Below are 19,030 nucleotides of genomic sequence, written 5' to 3' on the forward strand. Positions count from 1 at the left end.
CGAGCCGGCTCAGCCCGACTGCGCGGCCAGCCGCTCTTCGCGGTCGGCCGTGGCCAGGGCGTCGAGCACCCCGTCGAGGTCGCCGTCGAGCACCTGGTCGAGGTTGTAGGCCTTGTAGTTCACACGGTGGTCGGAGATGCGGTTCTCCGGGAAGTTGTACGTGCGCACGCGCTCGGACCGGTCCACGGTGCGGACCTGCGAACGCCGGGCGTCCGACGCCTTCGCGGCGGCCTCTTCCTCGGCGATGGCCTGCAGACGCGCCTGCAGCACGAGCATGGCGCGGGCGCGGTTCTGGATCTGCGACTTCTCGTTCTGGCACGACACGACGATGCCGGTCGGCAGGTGCGTGATGCGCACGGCCGAGTCGGTGGTGTTCACGCTCTGGCCGCCGGGGCCCGACGAGCGGAACACGTCGATGCGCAGATCGTTCGGGTCGATCTCGACCTCGACCTCTTCGGGCTCGGGGTAGATCAGCACGCCCGCGGCCGAGGTGTGGATGCGGCCCTGCGACTCGGTCGCCGGCACGCGCTGCACGCGGTGCACGCCGCCTTCGAACTTCAGCCGCGACCACACGCCGTCGACGCCGGCCGCCTTGCTCTTGATCGACAGCGTGACGTCCTTGAAGCCGCCGAGGTCGGAGTCGGTGGAGTCGAGCACCTCGGCCTTCCAGCCGTGGCGCTCGGCGTAGCGCAGGTACATGCGCAGCAGGTCGCCCGCGAACAGCGCGGACTCCTCGCCGCCCTCACCGGACTTGACCTCCATCACCACGTCGGACCCGTCGTACGGGTCGCGCGGCAGTAGCAGCTCGGTGAGCTTCGACTCGAGGTCGGGGATCTTCGCCGCCAGCTCTTCGGCCTCTTCGGCGAACGCCGCGTCCTCCGCGGCCAGCTCCTTGGCCGCCGAGAGGTCGTCGCGCGTCTGGTCGAGCTCGCGCACCGCGCGCACGACCGGGCTCAGCTCCGCGTAGCGGCGGCCCAGCTTGCGGGCCTTGGCCTGGTCGGCGTGCACGGCCGGGTCCGCCAGCTGCTCTTCCAGCTGGGCGTGCTCGGCGAGCAACCCCTTGAGCGAAGTCGAATCCACTTCCGTGCCTTCTTCCCGGCCTCGAACGACAGAACTTTCCCGACAGACAGCAAACGGCGCCCACTCGCGCGTGCGAGTGGGCGCCGTGGGCGAAGCTACTTGGCGTCGTTCTTCTGCCGCTTGCCGTAGCGCTTCTCGAAGCGCGCGACCCGGCCACCGGTGTCCATGATCTTCTGCTTGCCGGTGTAGAACGGGTGGCAGTTCGAGCAGACCTCGACGTGGATCTCGCCCGAGCTCTTGGTGCTGTGCGTGGTGAACGTGTTCCCACAGTTACAGCTGACCTGGGTGGTCACGTACTCAGGGTGAATACCGCTCTTCATGGTGTCCTCTCTCGTTGGCCCCGGGTCCCCAGGATCGGGGTGAACCGGTGCCGGACTTCAGCGGGTCATTCTGCCAGACGGGCTGACAGTGGCTTCAACAGACCCCGCTGGCCTGGTATTCCATGGTGCCGAGGGCCTCGGAAACGTCCCGGTGGGCCCTCGCCGGAAAGCCGTGAAGGGCGCTTCGCGGGAATGTGATTCCCCCGAAGCGCCCTTCACCGAACGTGGTCAGGACCCGGTGGGTCAGTCCTCGTCGTTGGCGCCGAGCGCCGTCTTCGAGACCTGCATCAGGAACTCGATGTTGGTCTTCGTCTTGCGCAGGCGCGAGATCAGCAGGTCGATGGCCTGCTGCGAGTCCAGCGCGTGGAGCACGCGGTGCAGCTTGTGCGTGACCGCGAGCTCGTCCGGCGAGAGCAGCAGCTCTTCCTTGCGGGTGCCGGACGGGTTGACGTCGACCGCCGGGAACACGCGGCGCTCGGAGATCTTGCGGTCGAGCTTGAGCTCCGCGTTGCCGGTGCCCTTGAACTCCTCGAAGATCACCGTGTCCATCGTGGAACCCGTCTCCACCATCGCCGTGGCGAAGATGGTGAGCGAGCCGCCGTTCTCGATGTTGCGCGCGGCACCCAGGAAACGCTTGGGCGGGTACAGCGCGGTCGAGTCGACACCACCCGAGAGGATGCGGCCCGACGCCGGCGCGGCCAGGTTGTACGCGCGGCCGAGGCGAGTGATCGAGTCGAGCAGCACCACCACGTCGTGGCCCATCTCGACCAGGCGCTTGGCGCGCTCGATCGAGAGCTCCGCGACCGAGGTGTGGTCGGCCGGCGGGCGGTCGAAGGTCGAGGCGATGACCTCGCCCTTCACGGACCGCTGCATGTCCGTGACCTCTTCCGGCCGCTCGTCCACGAGCACGACCATGAGGTGGGCCTCGGGGTTGTTCGTGGTGATCGCGTTGGCGATGTCCTGCATGATCGTGGTCTTACCGGCCTTCGGCGGCGACACGATCAGGGCGCGCTGCCCCTTGCCGACCGGCATGATCAGGTCGATCACGCGGGTGGTGAGCTTGTGCGACTCGGTCTCGAGGCGCAGGCGCTCGTTCGGGTACAGCGGCGTCAGCTTGGTGAAGTCGGGGCGGCGCTTGGCCTCGTCCGGCTCCAGGCCGTTGATCGAGTCGACGCGCACCAGCGGGTTGAACTTCTGCCGCTGCTGCTCGCCGTCGCGCGGCTGGCGCACGACCCCGGTGATGGCGTCACCGCGGCGCAGGCCGTACTTGCGCACCAGCGAGAGCGACACGTACACGTCGTTCGGCCCCGCGAGGTAACCCGAGGTGCGCACGAACGCGTAGTTGTCGAGCACGTCCAGGATGCCGGCGACCGGCAACAGGACGTCGTCCTCGCGGATCTCGGTGTCCGGCGAACCGCCTTCGCGCTGGCCGCCCCCGGTGCCCCGGCGGCGACGGTCGCGGAAGCGCCGGCCGCGCCGGCCGCCCTCTTCGTCGTCGTCCGGGCCCTGCGAACGGTTGTCCTGCTGGCCGCGGTTGCCGCCGTCCTGCTGGTTGTTGCGCTGGCGGTTGTCCCGGCCGTCGCGACCGTCGCGGTTGTCGGAACCGCCGCGGTTGTCGCGGTTGTTGTCCCGGCCGCCCTGGCGCTCGGCCCGGTCACCGCGCTCGGCCCGGTCACCGCGCTGCTCACGGTCGCCACGCTGGCCGCCGTCGCGCTGCTCGCGCTGGCCACCGTCACGCTGACCGCCGTCGCGCTGCTCACGCTGGCCATCGGGCGCGCCCGCGGCGCGGTTGGAGCCGCGGCGGCGACGGCTGCGGCCGCCTTCCTCCTGCTGCCCGTCGCCGTTCTGCTGGCCGCCGTCACGGTCCTGGCGCTCCTGCTGCGCGGGCTTCTCGGCCGGCGCCTCGGCGGGAGCCGAACCGTTGGTCTCGGCCTGGGGAGCCGGCGCCGCTTCGGCGGCCGGGCTCGCTTCGCGCTTCTTCTCGGCCCGGGCCGGCTCTTCGGTCTTCGCGGCCTTGGCAGCCTTCGGAGCCGGAGCGTCGCCGACGTCGAGCGGGAGCGTGTCCGCCGTGGCGGTGCGCTTCTTGGTCTTGCCCTGCCGCTCGCGGATCGCGGCGATCAGGTCACCCTTGCGCATCCCCGTGGTCTCGCCCACACCCAGTTCGCCCGCCAGCTGGCGGAGCTCGGCGATGACCATCCCCGACAGGCCCCCGGTGCGGCGCTTCGGAGCGGCCGCGGCCCCATTCGTCTCAGCGGCCGCGGCGGGGGTCTCCACGTCGCCGCTCAACAGATCGGTGTTGCTCACACATGTCCTTCCTGACCGATCCACGCCTCCAGGTGGATCAGCGGACTGCCGCCGATCGCGTCTGATCGCGAAACGGCATTTGCTTCCGATGCGGGCGAGTCGCGCCTAGCCGTGCGGAACACAGCGAGAGCCTCGCCAGCACAGGGGTGTTTGCCTCCCCCAAACGGAGGAAACGGAATTCGGCACCGCCGAAACCGGAAACCCGCCTGCGTCCTTCCGCTTCCCGCAGCTTTTGCGGTGCGGACTGGCGGATCGACGAAGGATGCGGACCGGAGGCTCACAGGGAGCGAAAGGACCGGCATCGGGTGCGGAAACGCACGGTGATCGAACGCCCCCGAGGGTAGACCGCCCTGTGGGCCGGTGCAACAACCACCCCCCGCGTGGCGCACGTTCCGCCCGCCACGTGACCGGGGCTTTACTGAGCCGCAACCTGAACACCCGTCAGGTCCACGCCCAGCTCGGCGACGTCGAATCCTTCAACGCCCACCTCAGGCGGCAATATTCCCGTGGTGGTGAGCGCGAGAACCGTGGGACCTGCACCGGAGATGGTGGCGGCGACGCCTCGAGCACGGAGCGTGCGCACCAGCTCGGAGCTCGCGGGGTACGCGCCGGCCCGGTACTCCTGGTGCAGGCGGTCTTCCGTGGCGGCGAGCAGCAATTCGGGCCGCGACGTGATCGCGAGCACGGAAAGGGCCGCGCGGCCCGCGCTGTGCGCCGCGTCGGCGTGCGGAACGTGCTGCGGCAGCAGGCCGCGCGTGGCGTCGGTGGACGACTTCACGGCCGGAATCGCGACCACAGGCCGGATCTCGGTGCTCGGCTCCACGCGTTCGGCGTGGAACCGGCCGTTTTCACACCACGCCACCACGAGTCCGCCGAGCAGGCTGGCGGCCGCGTTGTCCGCGTGGCCCTCGAACTCGGCCGCGAGCTGCAGCGCCTCGTCGTCGAGCTCGACGCCCGCGAGCGCGTAACCCAGCGCCACCCCGGACACCACGGCGGCGGCCGAGGAACCGAGGCCGCGCGCGTGCGGGATGTTGTTGAAGCACCGCAGGTGCAGCCCCGGCGGGCGCACGTCCAAGTGCGCGCACGCGCGGCGGATCGCCCGCACCACGAGGTGCGTTTCGTCGGTGGGCACGTCGGCGACGCCCCCGGCACCGGCGTCGACCACCTCGACCTTGAGCCCGTCCTCGATCACTTGCAGCTCGACGACGTCGTGGCGCGCCAGCGCCATGCCCAGCGCGTCGAAACCCGGGCCGAGGTTGGCGGTCGAACCGGGCACCGTGGCCCGGAACGACGCGCCGACCGGCAGGCCCGGGGAGCCCGTCATCGCAGGTCCAGCGCGGCGGCGACCGCGGTGGGGTCCACGGCCAGCGGTTCGACCTCGACGTTGCCCTCGAGCGCGGTCGCGGGGTCCTTGAGGCCGTGGCCGGTGACCGTGCACACCACCGTGGCGCCCTTCGGCAGGCGGCCGTCGGCGGCGGTGGCGAGCAGGCCGGCGACGCTCGTGGCCGACGCGGGCTCCACGAACACGCCCTCACGCCCGGCCAGCAGCCGGTAGGCCTCGAGGATCTTCTCGTCGGTGATGGCCTCGAACAGGCCGTCGGACTCGTCCCGCGCCTTCACCGCGCTGCCCCACGAAGCCGGGCTGCCGATGCGGATCGCGGTGGCGATCGTGTCGGGGTCGGCCACCGGCTCGCCCAGCACGAGCGGCGCGGCACCGGCCGCCTGGAAGCCGAACATGCGCGGGGTGTTTTTCACCACACCGTCGGCCGCGTACTCCGAATACCCGGCCCAGTAGGCGGTGATGTTGCCCGCGTTGCCCACCGGCAGGCAGTGGATGTCGGGCGCCTGGCCGAGCGCGTCGCACACCTCGAACGCGGCGGTCTTCTGGCCCGCGATGCGCACCGGGTTCACGGAGTTGACCAGCGTCACCGGGTAGTCGGCCGCGGTCTTGCGCGCGAGTTCGAGGCAGTCGTCGAAGTTGCCGTCGACCTGCAGGATCCGCGCGCCGTGGAGCACGGCCTGCGCGAGTTTGCCCATCGCGATCTTGCCCTGCGGCACGAGCACCGCGCAGGTGAGCCCGGCGCGCGCGGCATACGCGGCGGCGGAGGCCGACGTGTTGCCCGTCGACGCGCAGATCACGGCCTTGAGCCCGCTGGCGAGCGCGTGGGTGATGGCCACGGTCATGCCGCGGTCCTTGAACGAACCGGTGGGGTTGGCGCCCTCCACCTTGAGGTACACCTCGCAGCCGGTGAGCTCCGACAGGTGCGCGGCCGGCAGCAGCGGCGTGTTGCCCTCGCCGAGCGTCACCACCTTCGCGCCGTCCGGCACCGCCACCCGGTCGCGATACGCCTCGATGATCCCCGGCCAGGCATTCATGCCGACGCTCCCATTCGGAGTTGCACACTGGTCATTGGTGAAGCGACGACATGAACATCCATGATCCGCTTGCAAGCTGCGCTCATGCGTCTTCACCTTCCACACGCATAACACTCACAACCTGGTGCACCACATCGAGTTTCGCGATCTCGTCCACAGTGGACTGAAGCGCCGCGTCGGGCGCCAGGTGGGTGACCACCACGAGGCTCGCCGTGTCGTTGGCGTCGCGCTGGCGCACGGCGGCGATGCTCACCCCGTGACCCGCGAACGCCTGCGCCACCTGGGCGAGCACACCCGCGCGGTCGGCGACGTCGAGGCTCACGTGGTAGCGCGTGGGCGTCTGGCCCATCGGGCGCACCGGCAGCGCGGCGTGCGCGGACTCGCGCGGACCGCGGCCGCCGACCACGCGGTTGCGGGCCACGGCCACGAGGTCACCGAGCACCGCGCTGGCCGTGGGGGCACCGCCGGCACCCTGGCCGTAGAACATGAGCTCACCGGCCGCGTCGGCCTCCACGTACACGGCGTTGAACGCGCCGCCGACGCCCGCGAGCTGGTGGCTGCGCGGGATCATCACGGGGTGCACGCGCGCCGACACGGACTCGGCGCCGTCGTCGGCCGTCACGCGCTCGCAGATGGCCAGCAGCTTCACCGTGCGGCCCAGCACGCGCGCGGCGACCAGGTCGGCCGCCGTGACGTCGGCGATGCCCTCGCGGTGCACGTCCTTCGCGGTCACCCGCGTGTGGAACGCGAGCGAGGCGAGGATCGCGGCCTTCGACGCGGCGTCGTAGCCGTCGACGTCGGCGGTCGGGTCGGCCTCGGCGTACCCGAGGCGACCGGCCTCGTCGAGCGTCTCGGCGTAGCCCGCGCCGGTGTTGTCCATGGCCGAGAGGATGTAGTTGGTGGTGCCGTTGACGATGCCCATCACCCGCGTGATGCGGTCGCCGGCCAGCGATTCGCGCAGCGGGCGCAGCAGCGGGATGGCCCCGGCCACGGCGGCCTCGAAGTACAGGTCGACACCCGCGGCGTCGGAGGCCTCGAACAGGTCGGCCGAGTGCTCGGCGAGCAGCGCCTTGTTGGCCGTGACCACGGACTTTCCGGCGGCGAGCGCGGCGAGCAGCCAGTCGCGCACCGGCTCGATGCCGCCGACCAGCTCCACGACCACGTCGACGTCGTCGCGCACCACGAGGGCGGCCGCGTCGTCGGTCACCAGGCCCGGCGGCAGCTCCGGGTGCTTGTCGGGCCGGCGCACGGCGATGCCCGCGAGCTCCACCGTGGCCCCGGCGCGCGCCGCCAGCTCGTCGGCCTGCTCGGTGAGCAGCCGCACGACCTCGGTGCCGACCGTGCCGCAGCCGAGCAGGGCGACCCTGATGGTGGGCCGGTCCGCCGGAGACCGCTTGTCCGTGGGAGACCGCTTGTCCGATGGAGACACTGTGGACACTTCTCAAACCTCCAGGCGCAGCATGTCGTCCGTCGTCTCCCGCCGCAGCAGCACGCGGGCGCTGCCGTTGCGCACGGCCACCACCGCCGGGCGCGGCTGCCGGTTGTACCCACTCGCCATGGAGTAGCAGTAGGCACCGGTCGCCGCGACGGCCAGCAGGTCGCCGGGAGCAAGAGTGTCGGGTAGCCAGCAGTCTCGGACGACGATGTCGCCGGATTCACAGTGTTTTCCCACGACTCGGGACAGAGTGGCGATCACGGGCTCTTCACCGTCACCGGCCGAGCGGGAAACCACCCGGCAGTCGTACACGGCGTCGTAGAGCGCCGTGCGGATGTTGTCGCTCATGCCGCCGTCGACGCTCACGTAGCGGCGGGTGGTGTTGTCACCGAGCGCGACGTCCTTGATGGTGCCGACCTCGTAGAGCGTGAAGGTGCCCGGCCCGGCGATCGCGCGGCCCGGCTCGCCCGCGATGCGCGGCACGGGCAGGTCGGCGTACGCGCATTCCTTGCGCACGATCTCGCGGATCTGCGTGATCATCTGCGCGGGCGGCGGCGGGTTGTCCTTCTCGGTGTACGCGATGCCGAAGCCGCCCCCGAGGTCCACGATGTTCAGCTGGTCGAGCAGTTCGCGGCCGTGTTCCTTCGCGAGGTCGGCGAGCAGGCCGACCACGCGGCGCGCGGCGACCTCGAAGCCGTCGGCGTCGAAGATCTGCGAGCCGATGTGGCTGTGCAGGCCCACGAGCTTGAGCGAGGACGCGTTGAGCACACGGCGCACCGCCTCGGCCGCGTCGCCGGAAGCCAGCGAGAAACCGAACTTCTGGTCTTCGTGCGCGGTCGCGATGAACTCGTGCGTGTGGGCCTCGACTCCGACCGTCACGCGCACGAGCACCGCCTGCACGACCTCGCGGCGCGCGGCGACCTCGGCCAGGCGCGCGATCTCGTAGTACGAGTCCACGACCACGGTGCCGACGCCGGCCTCCACGGCCGCTTCGAGCTCCGCGAGCGACTTGTTGTTGCCGTGGAACGTGATCCGCTCGGCGGGGAAGTCCGCGCGCTGCGCCACGGCGAGCTCGCCGCCGCTGCACACGTCGAGGCTCAGGCCCTGCTCGGCCACCCAGCGGGCGATCTCGATCGACAGGAACGCCTTCGAGGCGTAGTGCACCAGCGCCGGGTCGTCGAACGCCTCGGCGTAGTCGGCGCAGCGGGACTTGAAGTCGGCCTCGTCGACCACGAACAGCGGCGTGCCGTAGGTCTCGGCGAGGTCGCGCACGTCCATGCCGGCGATGCGCACGATGCCGTCACCGGCGCGATAGGTGTTGCGCGGCCACACTTTCGCGGGCAGCTTGTCGAGTTCCTCCGCACTCGCGGGCGGGAACCCGGAGGCGTCGGCATGGGGGTAGACGTCGGCGTGGCGGGGGCCCGCGGGGTGCGCCATTTTTTCTACATCCGTTCCGGAGCTGAGACACCGAGCAAGGACAGGCCGTTCGCCAGCACCTGGCGCGCGGCCTCGCACAGGGCGAGCCTGGCGAACGTGAGAGGGGTGACCTCTTCGTCGCCCTGCGGCAGCACCCGGCCCACCGTGTAGAACTTGTGGTACGCGCCGGCCAGCTCCTCGAGGTAGCGGGCGATGCGGTGCGGTTCCCGCATCTCGGCGGCGCGGCGGACGGTGGCGGGGAACTCGCCGATGGTGCGGATGAGGTCACCTTCGGCGGGGAGCGTGAGGAGTCCGAAATCGACGTCGGCCGCGTCCTTTTCGGACTTCAGCCCGAGGTCGGCGGCGTTGCGCTGCAAGGAGGACAGCCGGGCGTGCGCGTACTGCACGTAGTACACCGGGTTGTCGTTGCTGTGCTTGCGCAGCAGGTCGAGATCGACGTCCAGGGTGGAGTCGACGGAGTAGCGGATGAGCTCGTAGCGCGCCGGGTCGACGCCCACGGCCTCCACGAGGTCCTCCATGGTGATCACGGTGCCCGCGCGCTTGGACATGCGCACCGGCTTGCCGTCGCTGACCAGGTTCACCATCTGGCCGATGAGGACCTCGACGGTCTCGGGGTCGTCGCCGAACGCGGCCGCGGCGGCCTTGAGGCGCGCGATGTAGCCGTGGTGGTCGGCGCCGAGCATGTAGATGCACAGGTCGAAGCCGCGGTTGCGCTTGTCCTTGAAGTAGGCGAGGTCGCCGGCGATGTAGGCCGGGTTGCCGTCCTTCTTGATGACGACGCGGTCCTTGTCGTCGCCGTACTCGCTGGACTTGAGCCACCACGCGCCGTCAGCGAAGTAGAGGTTGCCCGAGTCCTTGAGCTGCTGCACCGCGGCGTCGACCGCGCCCGACTCGTGCAGCGAGTTCTCGTGGAAGTACACGTCGAAGTCGGTGCCGAACTCGTGCAGGCTCTGCCTGATCTCGGTGAACATCAGCTCGATGCCGACGCGGCGGAACGTCTCGTGCCGCTCGGCGTCGGGCAGCGACAGCGCGCTCGGCTCCTGCTTGAGGACCTCGGCGGCGATGTCGTTGATGTAGCCGCCCGCGTAGCCGTCCTCCGGCGCGGGCTCGCCCTTGGCGGCGGCGATCAGGGACCGGACGAACCGGTCGATCTGGGCGCCGGCGTCGTTGAAATAGTACTCGCGCGTGACGTCGCCGCCCTGCGCCCCGAGCACGCGGCCCAGCGCGTCGCCGACCGCGGCCCAGCGCGTGCCGCCGAGGTGGATCGGACCGGTCGGGTTGGCCGACACGAACTCGAGGTTGATCTTGCGGCCCGCCAGCGCGTCGCCGCGGCCGTAGGCCTCCCCCGCCACGAGCACCTGGCGCACGACCTCGCCCTGCGCGTCGGCGGCGAGGCGGAAGTTGAGGAACCCCGGACCGGCGACCTCGGCCGCGGTCACGCCGTCGGCGGCCGCCACGACCTCGGCCAGCGCCTCGGCGAACTCACGCGGCTGGAGCCCGGCCTTCTTGGCGACCTGGAGCGCGAGGTTCGTCGCGTAATCGCCGTGGTCGGGGTTGCGCGGGCGTTCGATGGTCACCTGCTCCGGCAGCACGGCGGCGTCGACGCCTCGGGCGTCGAGCACCTGCACGGCGGAGGCGCGGACCAGGTCGGCGAGAGCGGCGGGAGTCACTCGCCGAATTCTAGGTGTGCCCAGGTAGGCCGCCTACGCTGACCCGACCTGCGGTTGCTCCGCGTCACACCCTCGGTGATCGTGAGAGGCGTTCACGGTGATCAGACGTCCGGTCTCTACACTGGCCGACGGGCAGGGTCCGTCCGGATTCCTCCATCATCTCACGAGGAGATCGCGGCAAACCATGGCGAAAGGGACAACCAGTAAGAAGGGGACGCCCGCCGGCTCGCGCGGAAAGTCCGCCAACGCGGTGAAGGCCGCGCGCGGCAAATCCGGCAAGTCCGTCGTCGGCAAGAAAGGCACTCCGTGGGGCACCGTGATCGGTGTCGTCGTGGTGGTGGCCCTCCTGGCCAGCGTCGTCACCTACTACATGGTGAAATCCGCTCCGCAGCGCGACCAGAAGTCCCGCGAGGAAGCAGCCGCGTCGTTCGCGCCGACGGCGAGCAACCCGGACCCGTCCAAGAAGATCCCGGGCGTGATCACCGCGACCTACACCGGTTCGGTGCACGTGCTGCCCACCGAGCGCGTGGCGTACGACCACAGCCCGCCCTTCGGCGGCCCGCACGACGGCAACTGGGCCGCCTGCAACGGTGTCGTCTACCCCACCGCGGTGCGCACCGAGAACATGGTCCACACGCTCGAGCACGGCGCGATCTGGATCGCCTACAACCCGGACCTCGTCAAGGGTGACCAGGTGGACCTGCTGGCCGCGCGCGTGAAGGGCAAGACCTACATCTCGATGTCGCCCTACCCCGGCCTCGACAAGCCGATCTCGCTGCAGTCGTGGGGCCACCAGCTGAAGCTGGACAAGGCCGACGACCCGCGCATCGACGAGTTCATCGCCGCGCTGCGCACGAACCCCAACGGCGTGTACCCCGAGATCGGAGCCTCGTGCGACGCGCTCGGCCCGGGTCAGTTCGACCCGAGCAACCCGCCGCCGTTCGACCCGAGCAAGCCGGGCCCCGACGCCAAGCCGATGAACTACGGCGGCAGCTCCGGCGCCGTTCCGGAGGGTGGCATGCCGGCGGGCGCCCCGGGCCAGCCCAGCGCTCCCGTCACGCAGCCGTCCGCCCCGGCGGGACAGTGACCCTCGGTATGAGGACCTTCGCATGAGTACCGAAGCCGACCTCGAACCCGATTTCGACGAGCCCGACGAGCGCCCCGCGTGGTCTCGCTGGGTCGTGATCGGCGGGTCGATGCTCGCCGTGCTGCTCATCGGGGTGGCGATCGGCGTGTTCGCCTCCCGCCTCACCGACGGCAGCGACGCGGCGCCGGCGACCCCGGCCGCCGGGTCGGTCGAGGTCGGCTTCGCGCAGGACATGTCCACGCACCACCTGCAGGCCGTGACCATGGCCAACTGGGCCCGTGACCACACCACGGACCCGGAGGTGAAGCAGCTCGCGTTCGACATCGAGAGCACCCAGACCGAGCAGGTCGGCCGCATGAAGGGCTGGCTCATGCTGTGGGACCAGCCCGAGCAGGCGCCCGGCGCGTACATGACGTGGATGACCGAGCCGATGGGCCACGGGGGCATGCAGATGCCCACCAGCGCGCCGGCCAACGGTGCCCCGATGCCCGGGATGGCCACTGACGCCGAGCTCGCCAAGATGCGCACGCTCACCGGCCGCGCACTCGACGTCGACTTCCTCCAGCTCATGCTGCGCCACCACGAGGGCGGCACGGCGATGGCGCAGTACGCGCAGGACCACACGAACCTGCCGGCGGTGAAGGCGTTGTGCCGCAGCATCCTCGTGTCGCAGGGCGCGGAGATCAACCAGATGAAGATCATGCTCACCGCCCGCGGTGCGGCACCGCTTCCGACGTCCTGAGCCGATTCTTGAAAAAGGGCCGTCCCCGTTCGCCGGGGGCGGCCTTTTTCACTTCCCGGGCCAGTCGGCGAACCGGATCCGCGAGATCTCCTTGATCTCGCCGACGGTGCCCCATTCGTCCCGGCCGAGGCGCGCCAGCGGGCGCAGCCGCTCGATCATCGGGTGGTCGCCGTCGAGCATCTGTTCGTCCACAGCGATGTGGACGACCCGGCCGAACACCACGGTGGACGTGCCGAATCCGACCGTGCTGTGCAGCTCGCACTCGAACGCCACCGGCGACTGCGCCACCCGCGGCGGCTTCACCTTCACGCTGGGCTCGCGGGCCAGGCCCGTCGCGTCGAACTCGCTGTGCTCGGCCGGGAAGTCCGTCCCGGTGTCGTTGATCTTCTCGAACAGGTGCTCCGGCGCGAGGTTCACCACGAACTCCCCGGTGGCCTCCACGTTGCGCAACGTGTCCTTGCGCCCCACCGAGGTGAACTGCAGCACCGGCGGCGCCGCCGACGCCACCGTGAAAAACGAGTGGGGCGCGAGGTTGTCCACCCCGCTCTCCGACGTGCTCGACACCCACGCGATCGGCCGCGGCACCACGGTGGCGGTGAGCAGCCGGTAGAAGGCGAACGGCGCGATGGCGGCGGGGTCGAAGTCCTTGCGCATGACCACCGGTCTACCAGGACGGCCCTGGCCACCCGAGGGCGCCCGGTGGCCGGCCCGCGCGCACCGGACGGGCCCTCGTCAGCTGGTGCGCAGCACGTTCCACTCACCCGGCTCCGCGAGCGCCAGCACGTGGGCCAGGCCGGCGTCGTCGAAGGCGGGGCGGAAGGTCTCGATGCCTTCGGAGAAGTGGGCCCAGCCCTGGATGTGCGCGGGCAGCACGGTTTTCGCGCCGAGCACCGCGGCCACGGCGGCGGCGCGCTCGGAGGTCAGCGTGAGCGGACGGCCGTCGAACTTGGCGGCGACGCGGGCGGCGCCGGCGAAGAGCACGGCGACGTCGATGGGGCCGGCCTTGGCGGCGATGTCGGCCGCCACGCGGACGGAGGCGTTGTCGCCGCTGACGTACACCGTCGGGAGGTCGGTGCCGGAGAGGACGAAGCCGATCACCTGGGAGTTGATGTAGCCGGTGTCGTCGCGGTCGCCGTCGGCGGGGCCGTGTTCGGCGGGCACCGCCTGCAGCGTGAGGTCACCGGCGCCGTCGCCGCGGGGGATGGTGAGGGTGTCCCACGCCGAGAGGCCTTCGGCGTGGTCGCCGAGCAGCTGCGCGGAGTTGACGCCGGTCACGAGCCGTTTGGCGGCCAGGGCGTAGGCCTTGCCCCGCACGTCGAGGTTGTCGGGGTGGGCGGCGTGGCTCACGAGCACGAGGTCGACGTCGCCGAGGCCGGCCTCGTCCACGGCCGGCCCCTCGAGCTTGGTCAGGTAGGCGTGCGGGCCCGCGTCGTCGAACGTCGGGTCCACCACGATCCGCAAGCCGCCGATGTCCACGACGGTGGTCGGCCCGCCGAGCACCCCGATGCCGAACTCCTGCCGCTGCGAACTGATGCGCTCACTCACGAGCAATCCCCCTGATGATCCGTGGGCAGGACACGTGCGCGCCTGGCCCTCGCGCCGTTTGAAGACTGCCCGCCAACCGGGCGACCGGCCACCGGTGAGCGGGTCAGATCCCGTCGAGTTCGGCTCAGCCGCGCGTACGGGATCGCCCGAGCCCGGCTACCAGGACAGCTCCTGGCACCGGCGCGCGCACTGCGGCCCCTCGACCTGCAGCGTCGCGTGGCTGATCGAATACCGCGCCGCCAGCAGGTCCTGGGCTTCGGTGAGCACCACGGACTGCTGGGCCTCGTCGCTCATCGTGAGGTGCGCGGACGCGACCTCCATGCCCGAGGTGAGCGTCCAGACGTGCAGGTCGTGCACGTCGGAAACCCCCGGCAGGGCGGCGAGCTCGGTGCTGATCGCGCCGACGTCGACACCGGTCGGGGCGTGCTGGAAGAGGATGCGCAGCGCGCGGCGGGCCAGCGTCCACGTGCGGGGCAGCACGAACAGGCCGATGGCGACACCGATGATCGGGTCGGCGTAGCGCCAGCCGGTGGTGAGCGTGATCGCACCACTGAGCAGCACGCCGACCGAGCCGATCAGGTCGGCCAGCACTTCGAGGTACGCGCCGCGCACGTTGAGGCTTTCGCGCGCACCCGAGCGCAGCACGAAAAACGCCACGACGTTGGCGATCAGGCCGGCACCGGCCGCCAGCAGCACCGGCAGGCCCGCCACCTCGGGCGGGTCGGTGATGCGGCCGACGGCCTCCACCACCACGTACGCCGCCACACCGAACAGCAGCACCGCGTTGGCGAGCGCGGCCAGCACTTCGGCGCGGTACATGCCGAAGGTGCGGCTCGGCGTCGGCCCGCTGCGGCGAGCCAGCACGATCGCGGCGAGCGCCATGCCGACACCCAGGACGTCGGTGAACATGTGCGCGGCGTCGGAGATCAGGGCCAGCGAACCCGTGGTGAAGCCCACCACGAACTCGAGCACCATGAAGCCCGCGCCGATGAACAGGGCGATCAGCAGCGCGCGCAGGTAGCGGCCGGAGGCGCTCGCCGGGGCGGCGGTGTGCCCGTGTCCGTGGCCGTGTCCCATGCCGTCGCCTCCCGTCGTTTCCGCAGGTCGTCGCTAGTGCGGGCCCGTTGCCAGGTCCTCTTCGCAATATATAGTCACATGCGCATACGTGCAATACAGGCAAGCCTAAGTTCACTGTAATCGGCGACACGGCCGGATACCCATCCCCCGGTTGAGCACTCCCGCCCCTTGAGATCGGCCGCGCACAGCAGCACGACCCCTCCCGCGAACCCGCGGGAGGGGCCGTGCCGTTGTTCAGGAGCCGGGGATCAGCGCACGCCGACCGCCCGGATCACCGTCTGCACCACCGAGTTGCCGGCCGAGTCGTTCGCGGTCACCCGCAGCGAGGCGAACTTCGCCTTCCGCGGCGCGTCCAGCTCGTAGGAACCGCGGCGGTCCTGCGAAAGCCGCGTCCAGGTGGCGCCGTCGTCGTAGGACACCTCGACGCGCGGCGTCCGCAGCGAACCGGCGCCCGCCACGGCCACGTCGGTGAGCCCGACCGAAACCGGCGAACGCTGCTCCACGGCGATGCCGAACTTCGCGTCGCGGGCCACGGCGCCCGACCCGTCCGTCGGCAGGCCGTACTGGATCTGCAGCAGCGGCAACAGGTCCTGCTCCCCGGCCACCTTCGGCGCGGCGGAGGTGAAGGTCCACTCCGTGGTGCTCGACGACGAGTACTGGTTCACCGACGCGGCCCGCTGGTTGGCGACCACGAGGCGGTACTGCTTCCGCTCGCTGGGCGCGGTGGCGTACATGATGAGCCCGTCGGACGCCGTGCCCAGCTGCTGGTCACCCTGGTAGAGCGTGGTGGTCTGGTTGGCGACCTGGAAGTCCTGCAGCGAACCGACGTGGTCGGCGTTGCCGTAACCCGGCACGTCCACGCGGAACTGGTTGTCGGTGCGCGTCGGCCCGAGGTAGTTGTTGCTCAGGTACGGGCGCTGCACCGGCGTGAACCACTCGTCGCTCGACACGCTGCCCGGCGTGTACGACCGGCGCACACCCCAGGAGTTGAGCACGCCGTCGGTCATCTCGTGGCCCCACCGGTTGGCGCCGTCGGTGGTGACCCAGTCGGTGCGGTGGCTGCTCGGCGCCATCGTCACGTAGTTGCCGATCCCCCATTCCGTGTAGGACGGGAAGTCGTACCGCCACTCCTCGGCACCGGTCTTCGGCACGGAACCCGCGAAGGTCTCGTCGATGCGCGCGAGGTTCTTGTTCGTCGCGTGGGCGACCATGTCCTTCGGCACGTCGTTGTGCCAGGTGTGCTCGAGGTCGTACACGTAGGACGCCGCCGGGTGCGACTCCGTGCGCACTTCGGCGTTGCGCTGACGCGCCTGGTTGATCAGCTTGGTGCCCTCGTCGGCGCTCAGCAGCGCGACGTCGATCTTGCTCGGGTTGAGCGAGTCGGTGCCGAAGTTCAGCTGCTGGCGGCCGGGCTGGTCGTTGGCCACGAGAAGCAGCTTCACGCCGGCGTCGGCCGCCGCCTTGGCCAGCGCGACCGGTGTGATCGCGTCACTGCGGCGCACGACCACCGCCTTGCCGCGCACGCCGGTGAAGTCCGCCGGCGTTCCGGTGCCCGCGAACACGAGCGGCAGGGTGCGGGTGCCGGTGGGCAGCGCGGTGACGCCGTTCTGGCGCAGCACGTCGGTGTAGTCGGTGCCCCGCACGGAAACGCTCAGCGGCGGCTGCTCCTTGCGCCAGCGGGCGCCGAGGATGAAGTCGCCGTGGGTCACCTTTTCCTGCGGCTGCACCCAGAGGCTGTCGAAGCCGGTGTCGGCGAGGCCGAAGTCGTGCCAGCGGCCGTCCGGGTTGAGCATCCGGGAGTACTCGAGCCGCAGGTAGGTGGGCACACCGGGCTGCGGGGTGGTCTCGTCGACGAGCCGCACGTGGCTGGCGTCGAGGGTGATCGTCCGATCGGCGGTGAAGTCGACGTCCGGGTCACCGAGCAGCGCGAGCCCCTGGGAGCTCGGACCGTGGGTGCCCGGCACCGTGAGGTAGCCGAGGGCGGAGTACTGGTCGTCGGGGGTGAAGAAGGTGGTGCTGCCGTCGATCGCGAGCAGGGCCGGGTTCGGGTCGCCGGCGCGCAGCAGGACCACGAGGGCGGAGGCGGGCTTTCCGGCCGAGTCCTTCACGGTGATGGTCATCTGGTGCGAAAGCGCGCCGAGCGAGACCGCGGTGTGCGCGGCGACCCCACCGGCCGGGCCGGTGGCCAGGATCTGGGCGGTGAAGCCGACGGACTTGGCGGGGGCGGTGCGAGGGTCGATGGTCACGGTGACCGACGCGGTGCCGTGCGCGGGCACGGTGACCCGGTTGCCGGAGAGCTTGAACATCCCGGCCGGCGCGCCGGACGCGGAGACCGAGAGCGCGAGATCCACCGGCGTGGCACCGAGGTTGGTGTAGGTGACCGGCCGCTGGACCGGACCACCTTCGTTCTGCGCGGCGTACGCGGTGGCCGTGGCGAACACCGACGCCTGGGTCGCGGCGGCCGCGTCGACCCGGCCGCTGCCGGCCTGGAACGCGGTGTACTCCGGCGTCTGCTTCGAGGTGCTGGTGAGCAGGTCCTTGAGCTGGGTGCCGGTGAGCTCGGGGTGCTTCGCGGCGAGCAGCGCGGCGGCACCGACCACGTGCGGCGTGGACATCGAGGTGCCGCTCATCGTCTGGTAGAAGCCGGAACCTTCGCTGGTGTACTGCGATCGCGCGGCCAGGATGTCCACGCCGGGGGCGGTGATCTCCGGCTTCAGCGCGCCGTCGCCGACCCGCGGGCCCTGGCTGGAGAAGTCGGCGACCTCGTCGCCGCTGTCGACCGCGCCGACGGTGAGGGCGGCGTCCGCGGCACCGGGCGAGCCGATGGTGCCGGCGCCGGAGGTGTTGCCGGCCGCGATCACGAACAGGGCGCCGGTCTGCGCGCTGAGGTTGTTCACGGCCTGCGACATCGGGTCCGTGCCGTCGGAAGCCTCCTGGGTGCCGAGGCTCATGTTGATGATCTTGGCGTGCTCGTCGACCGCCGCCCACTCCATGCCGGCGAGGATGTCGGAGTCGCTGCCCGAGCCGGAGTTCGCCAGCACCTTGCCGATGTGCAGGCGCGCGCCCGGCGCCACGCCCTTCTCGGTGCCGCCGGACGCGGCGCCGGTGCCCGCGATGGTCGAGGCCACGTGGGTGCCGTGGCCGTGCACGTCCTTGATGTCCTCGCCGGCCACGAAGCTGCGCGTGTCGACGATGCGGCCCGCGAGGTCGGGGTGGCCCTCGTCCACGCCGGTGTCGAGCACCGCGACGTCGACGCCCTGCCCGGTGTCGCCGCCGGCCCAGACCTCCGGCGCACCGATCTGCGCGACGGAGTCGGCCAGGTCGGCGTAGGCGCGGCCGTCGAGCCAGATCTGCTTGATGCCACTGGCGAAGGACGGCGCCGGGCTGAAGGAGGCGCCTGCGGTGACCCCGGCCCAGAAGTCGCGGGCCTGCGCGTGGTTCTCGGTCACGGCGGCGCCGTCGACGCTGGCCAGCGGCCGGACCAGCGCGGAGCCGCGGGGCGCGACGTTGGCGCGCAGCCCGGCCGGCGGGGCGGTGTAGGAGACGATCAGCGGGAGGCTGTCGCGGTGGGCGTCGTCGTAGCCGTCGGCGATGAGGTCGGTGACGTTGAACAGGCGCCGGTCGAGCGTGCCCTTGGCGACGTAGGACGCGGCCGAGTACGGGAACACGAACACGTCGCCGGCCGACTGGAGGATCCGGGCGTCGGCGGGGCCGCCGTCGGGGCCCTTCACCGAGATCGTGCTGCTGTCGGAGTTCACGGTGACGACGTCCCCGGTGATCAGGGTGACGGTGTGGGTCCCGTCCGCCGGTCTCGGGGCTTCGGCGGCGGACGCCGGTCCGGCGACCACCAGTGAGGCGAGCAGTGGCGCGAGGCACGCGGCCGTCGCGGTGGCCCGGCGCTTGCGTGAGGTTCTCAACGCGGGAGTCCTTTCGGCGCAAGGGAAACCGGCACCTGAG

14 protein-coding genes are annotated in these 19,030 nt (G+C 71.0%); 2 read left to right on the top strand and 12 right to left on the bottom strand.

Annotated elements, in window-relative coordinates; translation table 11 throughout:
• Positions 1–9 precede the first annotated feature (9 nt).
• The 8 genes from prfA to argS form a co-directional block, all read right to left on the bottom strand.
• Entirely contained in the window at positions 10–1,080 is a 1,071-nt protein-coding gene (gene prfA / locus VSH64_RS28300; RefSeq protein WP_326565762.1) for a peptide chain release factor 1, read from the bottom strand.
• A 95-nt stretch (positions 1,081–1,175) separates the two neighbouring features.
• Positions 1,176–1,400: a 50S ribosomal protein L31 gene (gene rpmE, locus VSH64_RS28305; protein WP_326565763.1), complete on the bottom strand. Its 225-nt coding sequence runs from the start codon at positions 1,398–1,400 to the stop codon at positions 1,176–1,178.
• Positions 1,401–1,643: 243 nt separating this feature from the next.
• On the bottom strand, positions 1,644–3,704 hold the full coding sequence (gene rho, locus VSH64_RS28310; protein WP_326565764.1) for a transcription termination factor Rho: 2,061 nt from the start codon (positions 3,702–3,704) through the stop codon (positions 1,644–1,646).
• 415 nt (positions 3,705–4,119) lie between these two features.
• Positions 4,120–5,028 carry a homoserine kinase gene (gene thrB, locus VSH64_RS28315; protein ID WP_326565765.1) on the bottom strand — a complete coding sequence of 303 codons (909 nt, stop codon included), beginning with the start codon at positions 5,026–5,028 and terminating at the stop codon, positions 4,120–4,122.
• Positions 5,025–6,080 carry a threonine synthase gene (gene thrC / locus VSH64_RS28320; RefSeq protein ID WP_326565766.1) on the bottom strand — a complete coding sequence of 352 codons (1,056 nt, stop codon included), beginning with the start codon at positions 6,078–6,080 and terminating at the stop codon, positions 5,025–5,027. Before thrC ends, thrB begins: the two co-directional genes overlap by 4 nt.
• A gap of 82 nt (positions 6,081–6,162) precedes the next feature.
• Complete coding sequence (locus VSH64_RS28325) at positions 6,163–7,509, bottom strand: homoserine dehydrogenase (RefSeq protein WP_326838038.1); 1,347 nt, start codon at positions 7,507–7,509, stop codon at positions 6,163–6,165.
• 12 nt (positions 7,510–7,521) lie between these two features.
• A complete protein-coding gene (gene lysA, locus VSH64_RS28330; protein WP_326565767.1) occupies positions 7,522–8,952 on the bottom strand; it encodes a diaminopimelate decarboxylase in 1,431 nt (476 codons plus the stop codon).
• A 5-nt stretch (positions 8,953–8,957) separates the two neighbouring features.
• On the bottom strand, positions 8,958–10,622 hold the full coding sequence (argS, locus tag VSH64_RS28335) for an arginine--tRNA ligase (RefSeq protein ID WP_326565768.1): 1,665 nt from the start codon (positions 10,620–10,622) through the stop codon (positions 8,958–8,960).
• A gap of 250 nt (positions 10,623–10,872) precedes the next feature.
• Here argS and VSH64_RS28340 point away from each other — a divergent pair, with 250 nt between their 5' ends.
• Positions 10,873–11,709 carry a DUF3105 domain-containing protein gene (locus VSH64_RS28340; RefSeq protein WP_326838039.1) on the top strand — a complete coding sequence of 279 codons (837 nt, stop codon included), beginning with the start codon at positions 10,873–10,875 and terminating at the stop codon, positions 11,707–11,709.
• Positions 11,710–11,731: 22 nt separating this feature from the next.
• Positions 11,732–12,451 (top strand): DUF305 domain-containing protein, encoded by a 720-nt coding sequence (locus VSH64_RS28345; RefSeq protein WP_326565769.1) that lies wholly within the window; start codon positions 11,732–11,734, stop codon positions 12,449–12,451.
• 48 nt (positions 12,452–12,499) lie between these two features.
• Here the strand turns inward: VSH64_RS28345 and VSH64_RS28350 are convergent, their stop codons facing one another.
• From VSH64_RS28350 to VSH64_RS28365, 4 genes are all read right to left on the bottom strand, one after another.
• The gene (locus tag VSH64_RS28350) at positions 12,500–13,105 is read right to left on the bottom strand and encodes a flavin reductase family protein (protein WP_326565770.1); all 606 of its coding nucleotides are present in this window, start codon (positions 13,103–13,105) and stop codon (positions 12,500–12,502) included.
• 78 nt (positions 13,106–13,183) lie between these two features.
• Positions 13,184–13,996, bottom strand: coding sequence for an MBL fold metallo-hydrolase (locus tag VSH64_RS28355; protein WP_326565771.1), 813 nt, complete (start codon positions 13,994–13,996; stop codon positions 13,184–13,186).
• 156 nt (positions 13,997–14,152) lie between these two features.
• The gene (locus VSH64_RS28360) at positions 14,153–15,073 is read right to left on the bottom strand and encodes a cation diffusion facilitator family transporter (RefSeq protein ID WP_326565772.1); all 921 of its coding nucleotides are present in this window, start codon (positions 15,071–15,073) and stop codon (positions 14,153–14,155) included.
• A 248-nt stretch (positions 15,074–15,321) separates the two neighbouring features.
• Entirely contained in the window at positions 15,322–18,990 is a 3,669-nt protein-coding gene (locus VSH64_RS28365) for a S8 family serine peptidase (RefSeq protein ID WP_326565773.1), read from the bottom strand.
• Positions 18,991–19,030: the final 40 nt, after the last annotated feature.

This window comes from Amycolatopsis rhabdoformis (genome assembly GCF_035918295.1).
Lineage (GTDB): Bacteria > Actinomycetota > Actinomycetes > Mycobacteriales > Pseudonocardiaceae > Amycolatopsis > Amycolatopsis rhabdoformis.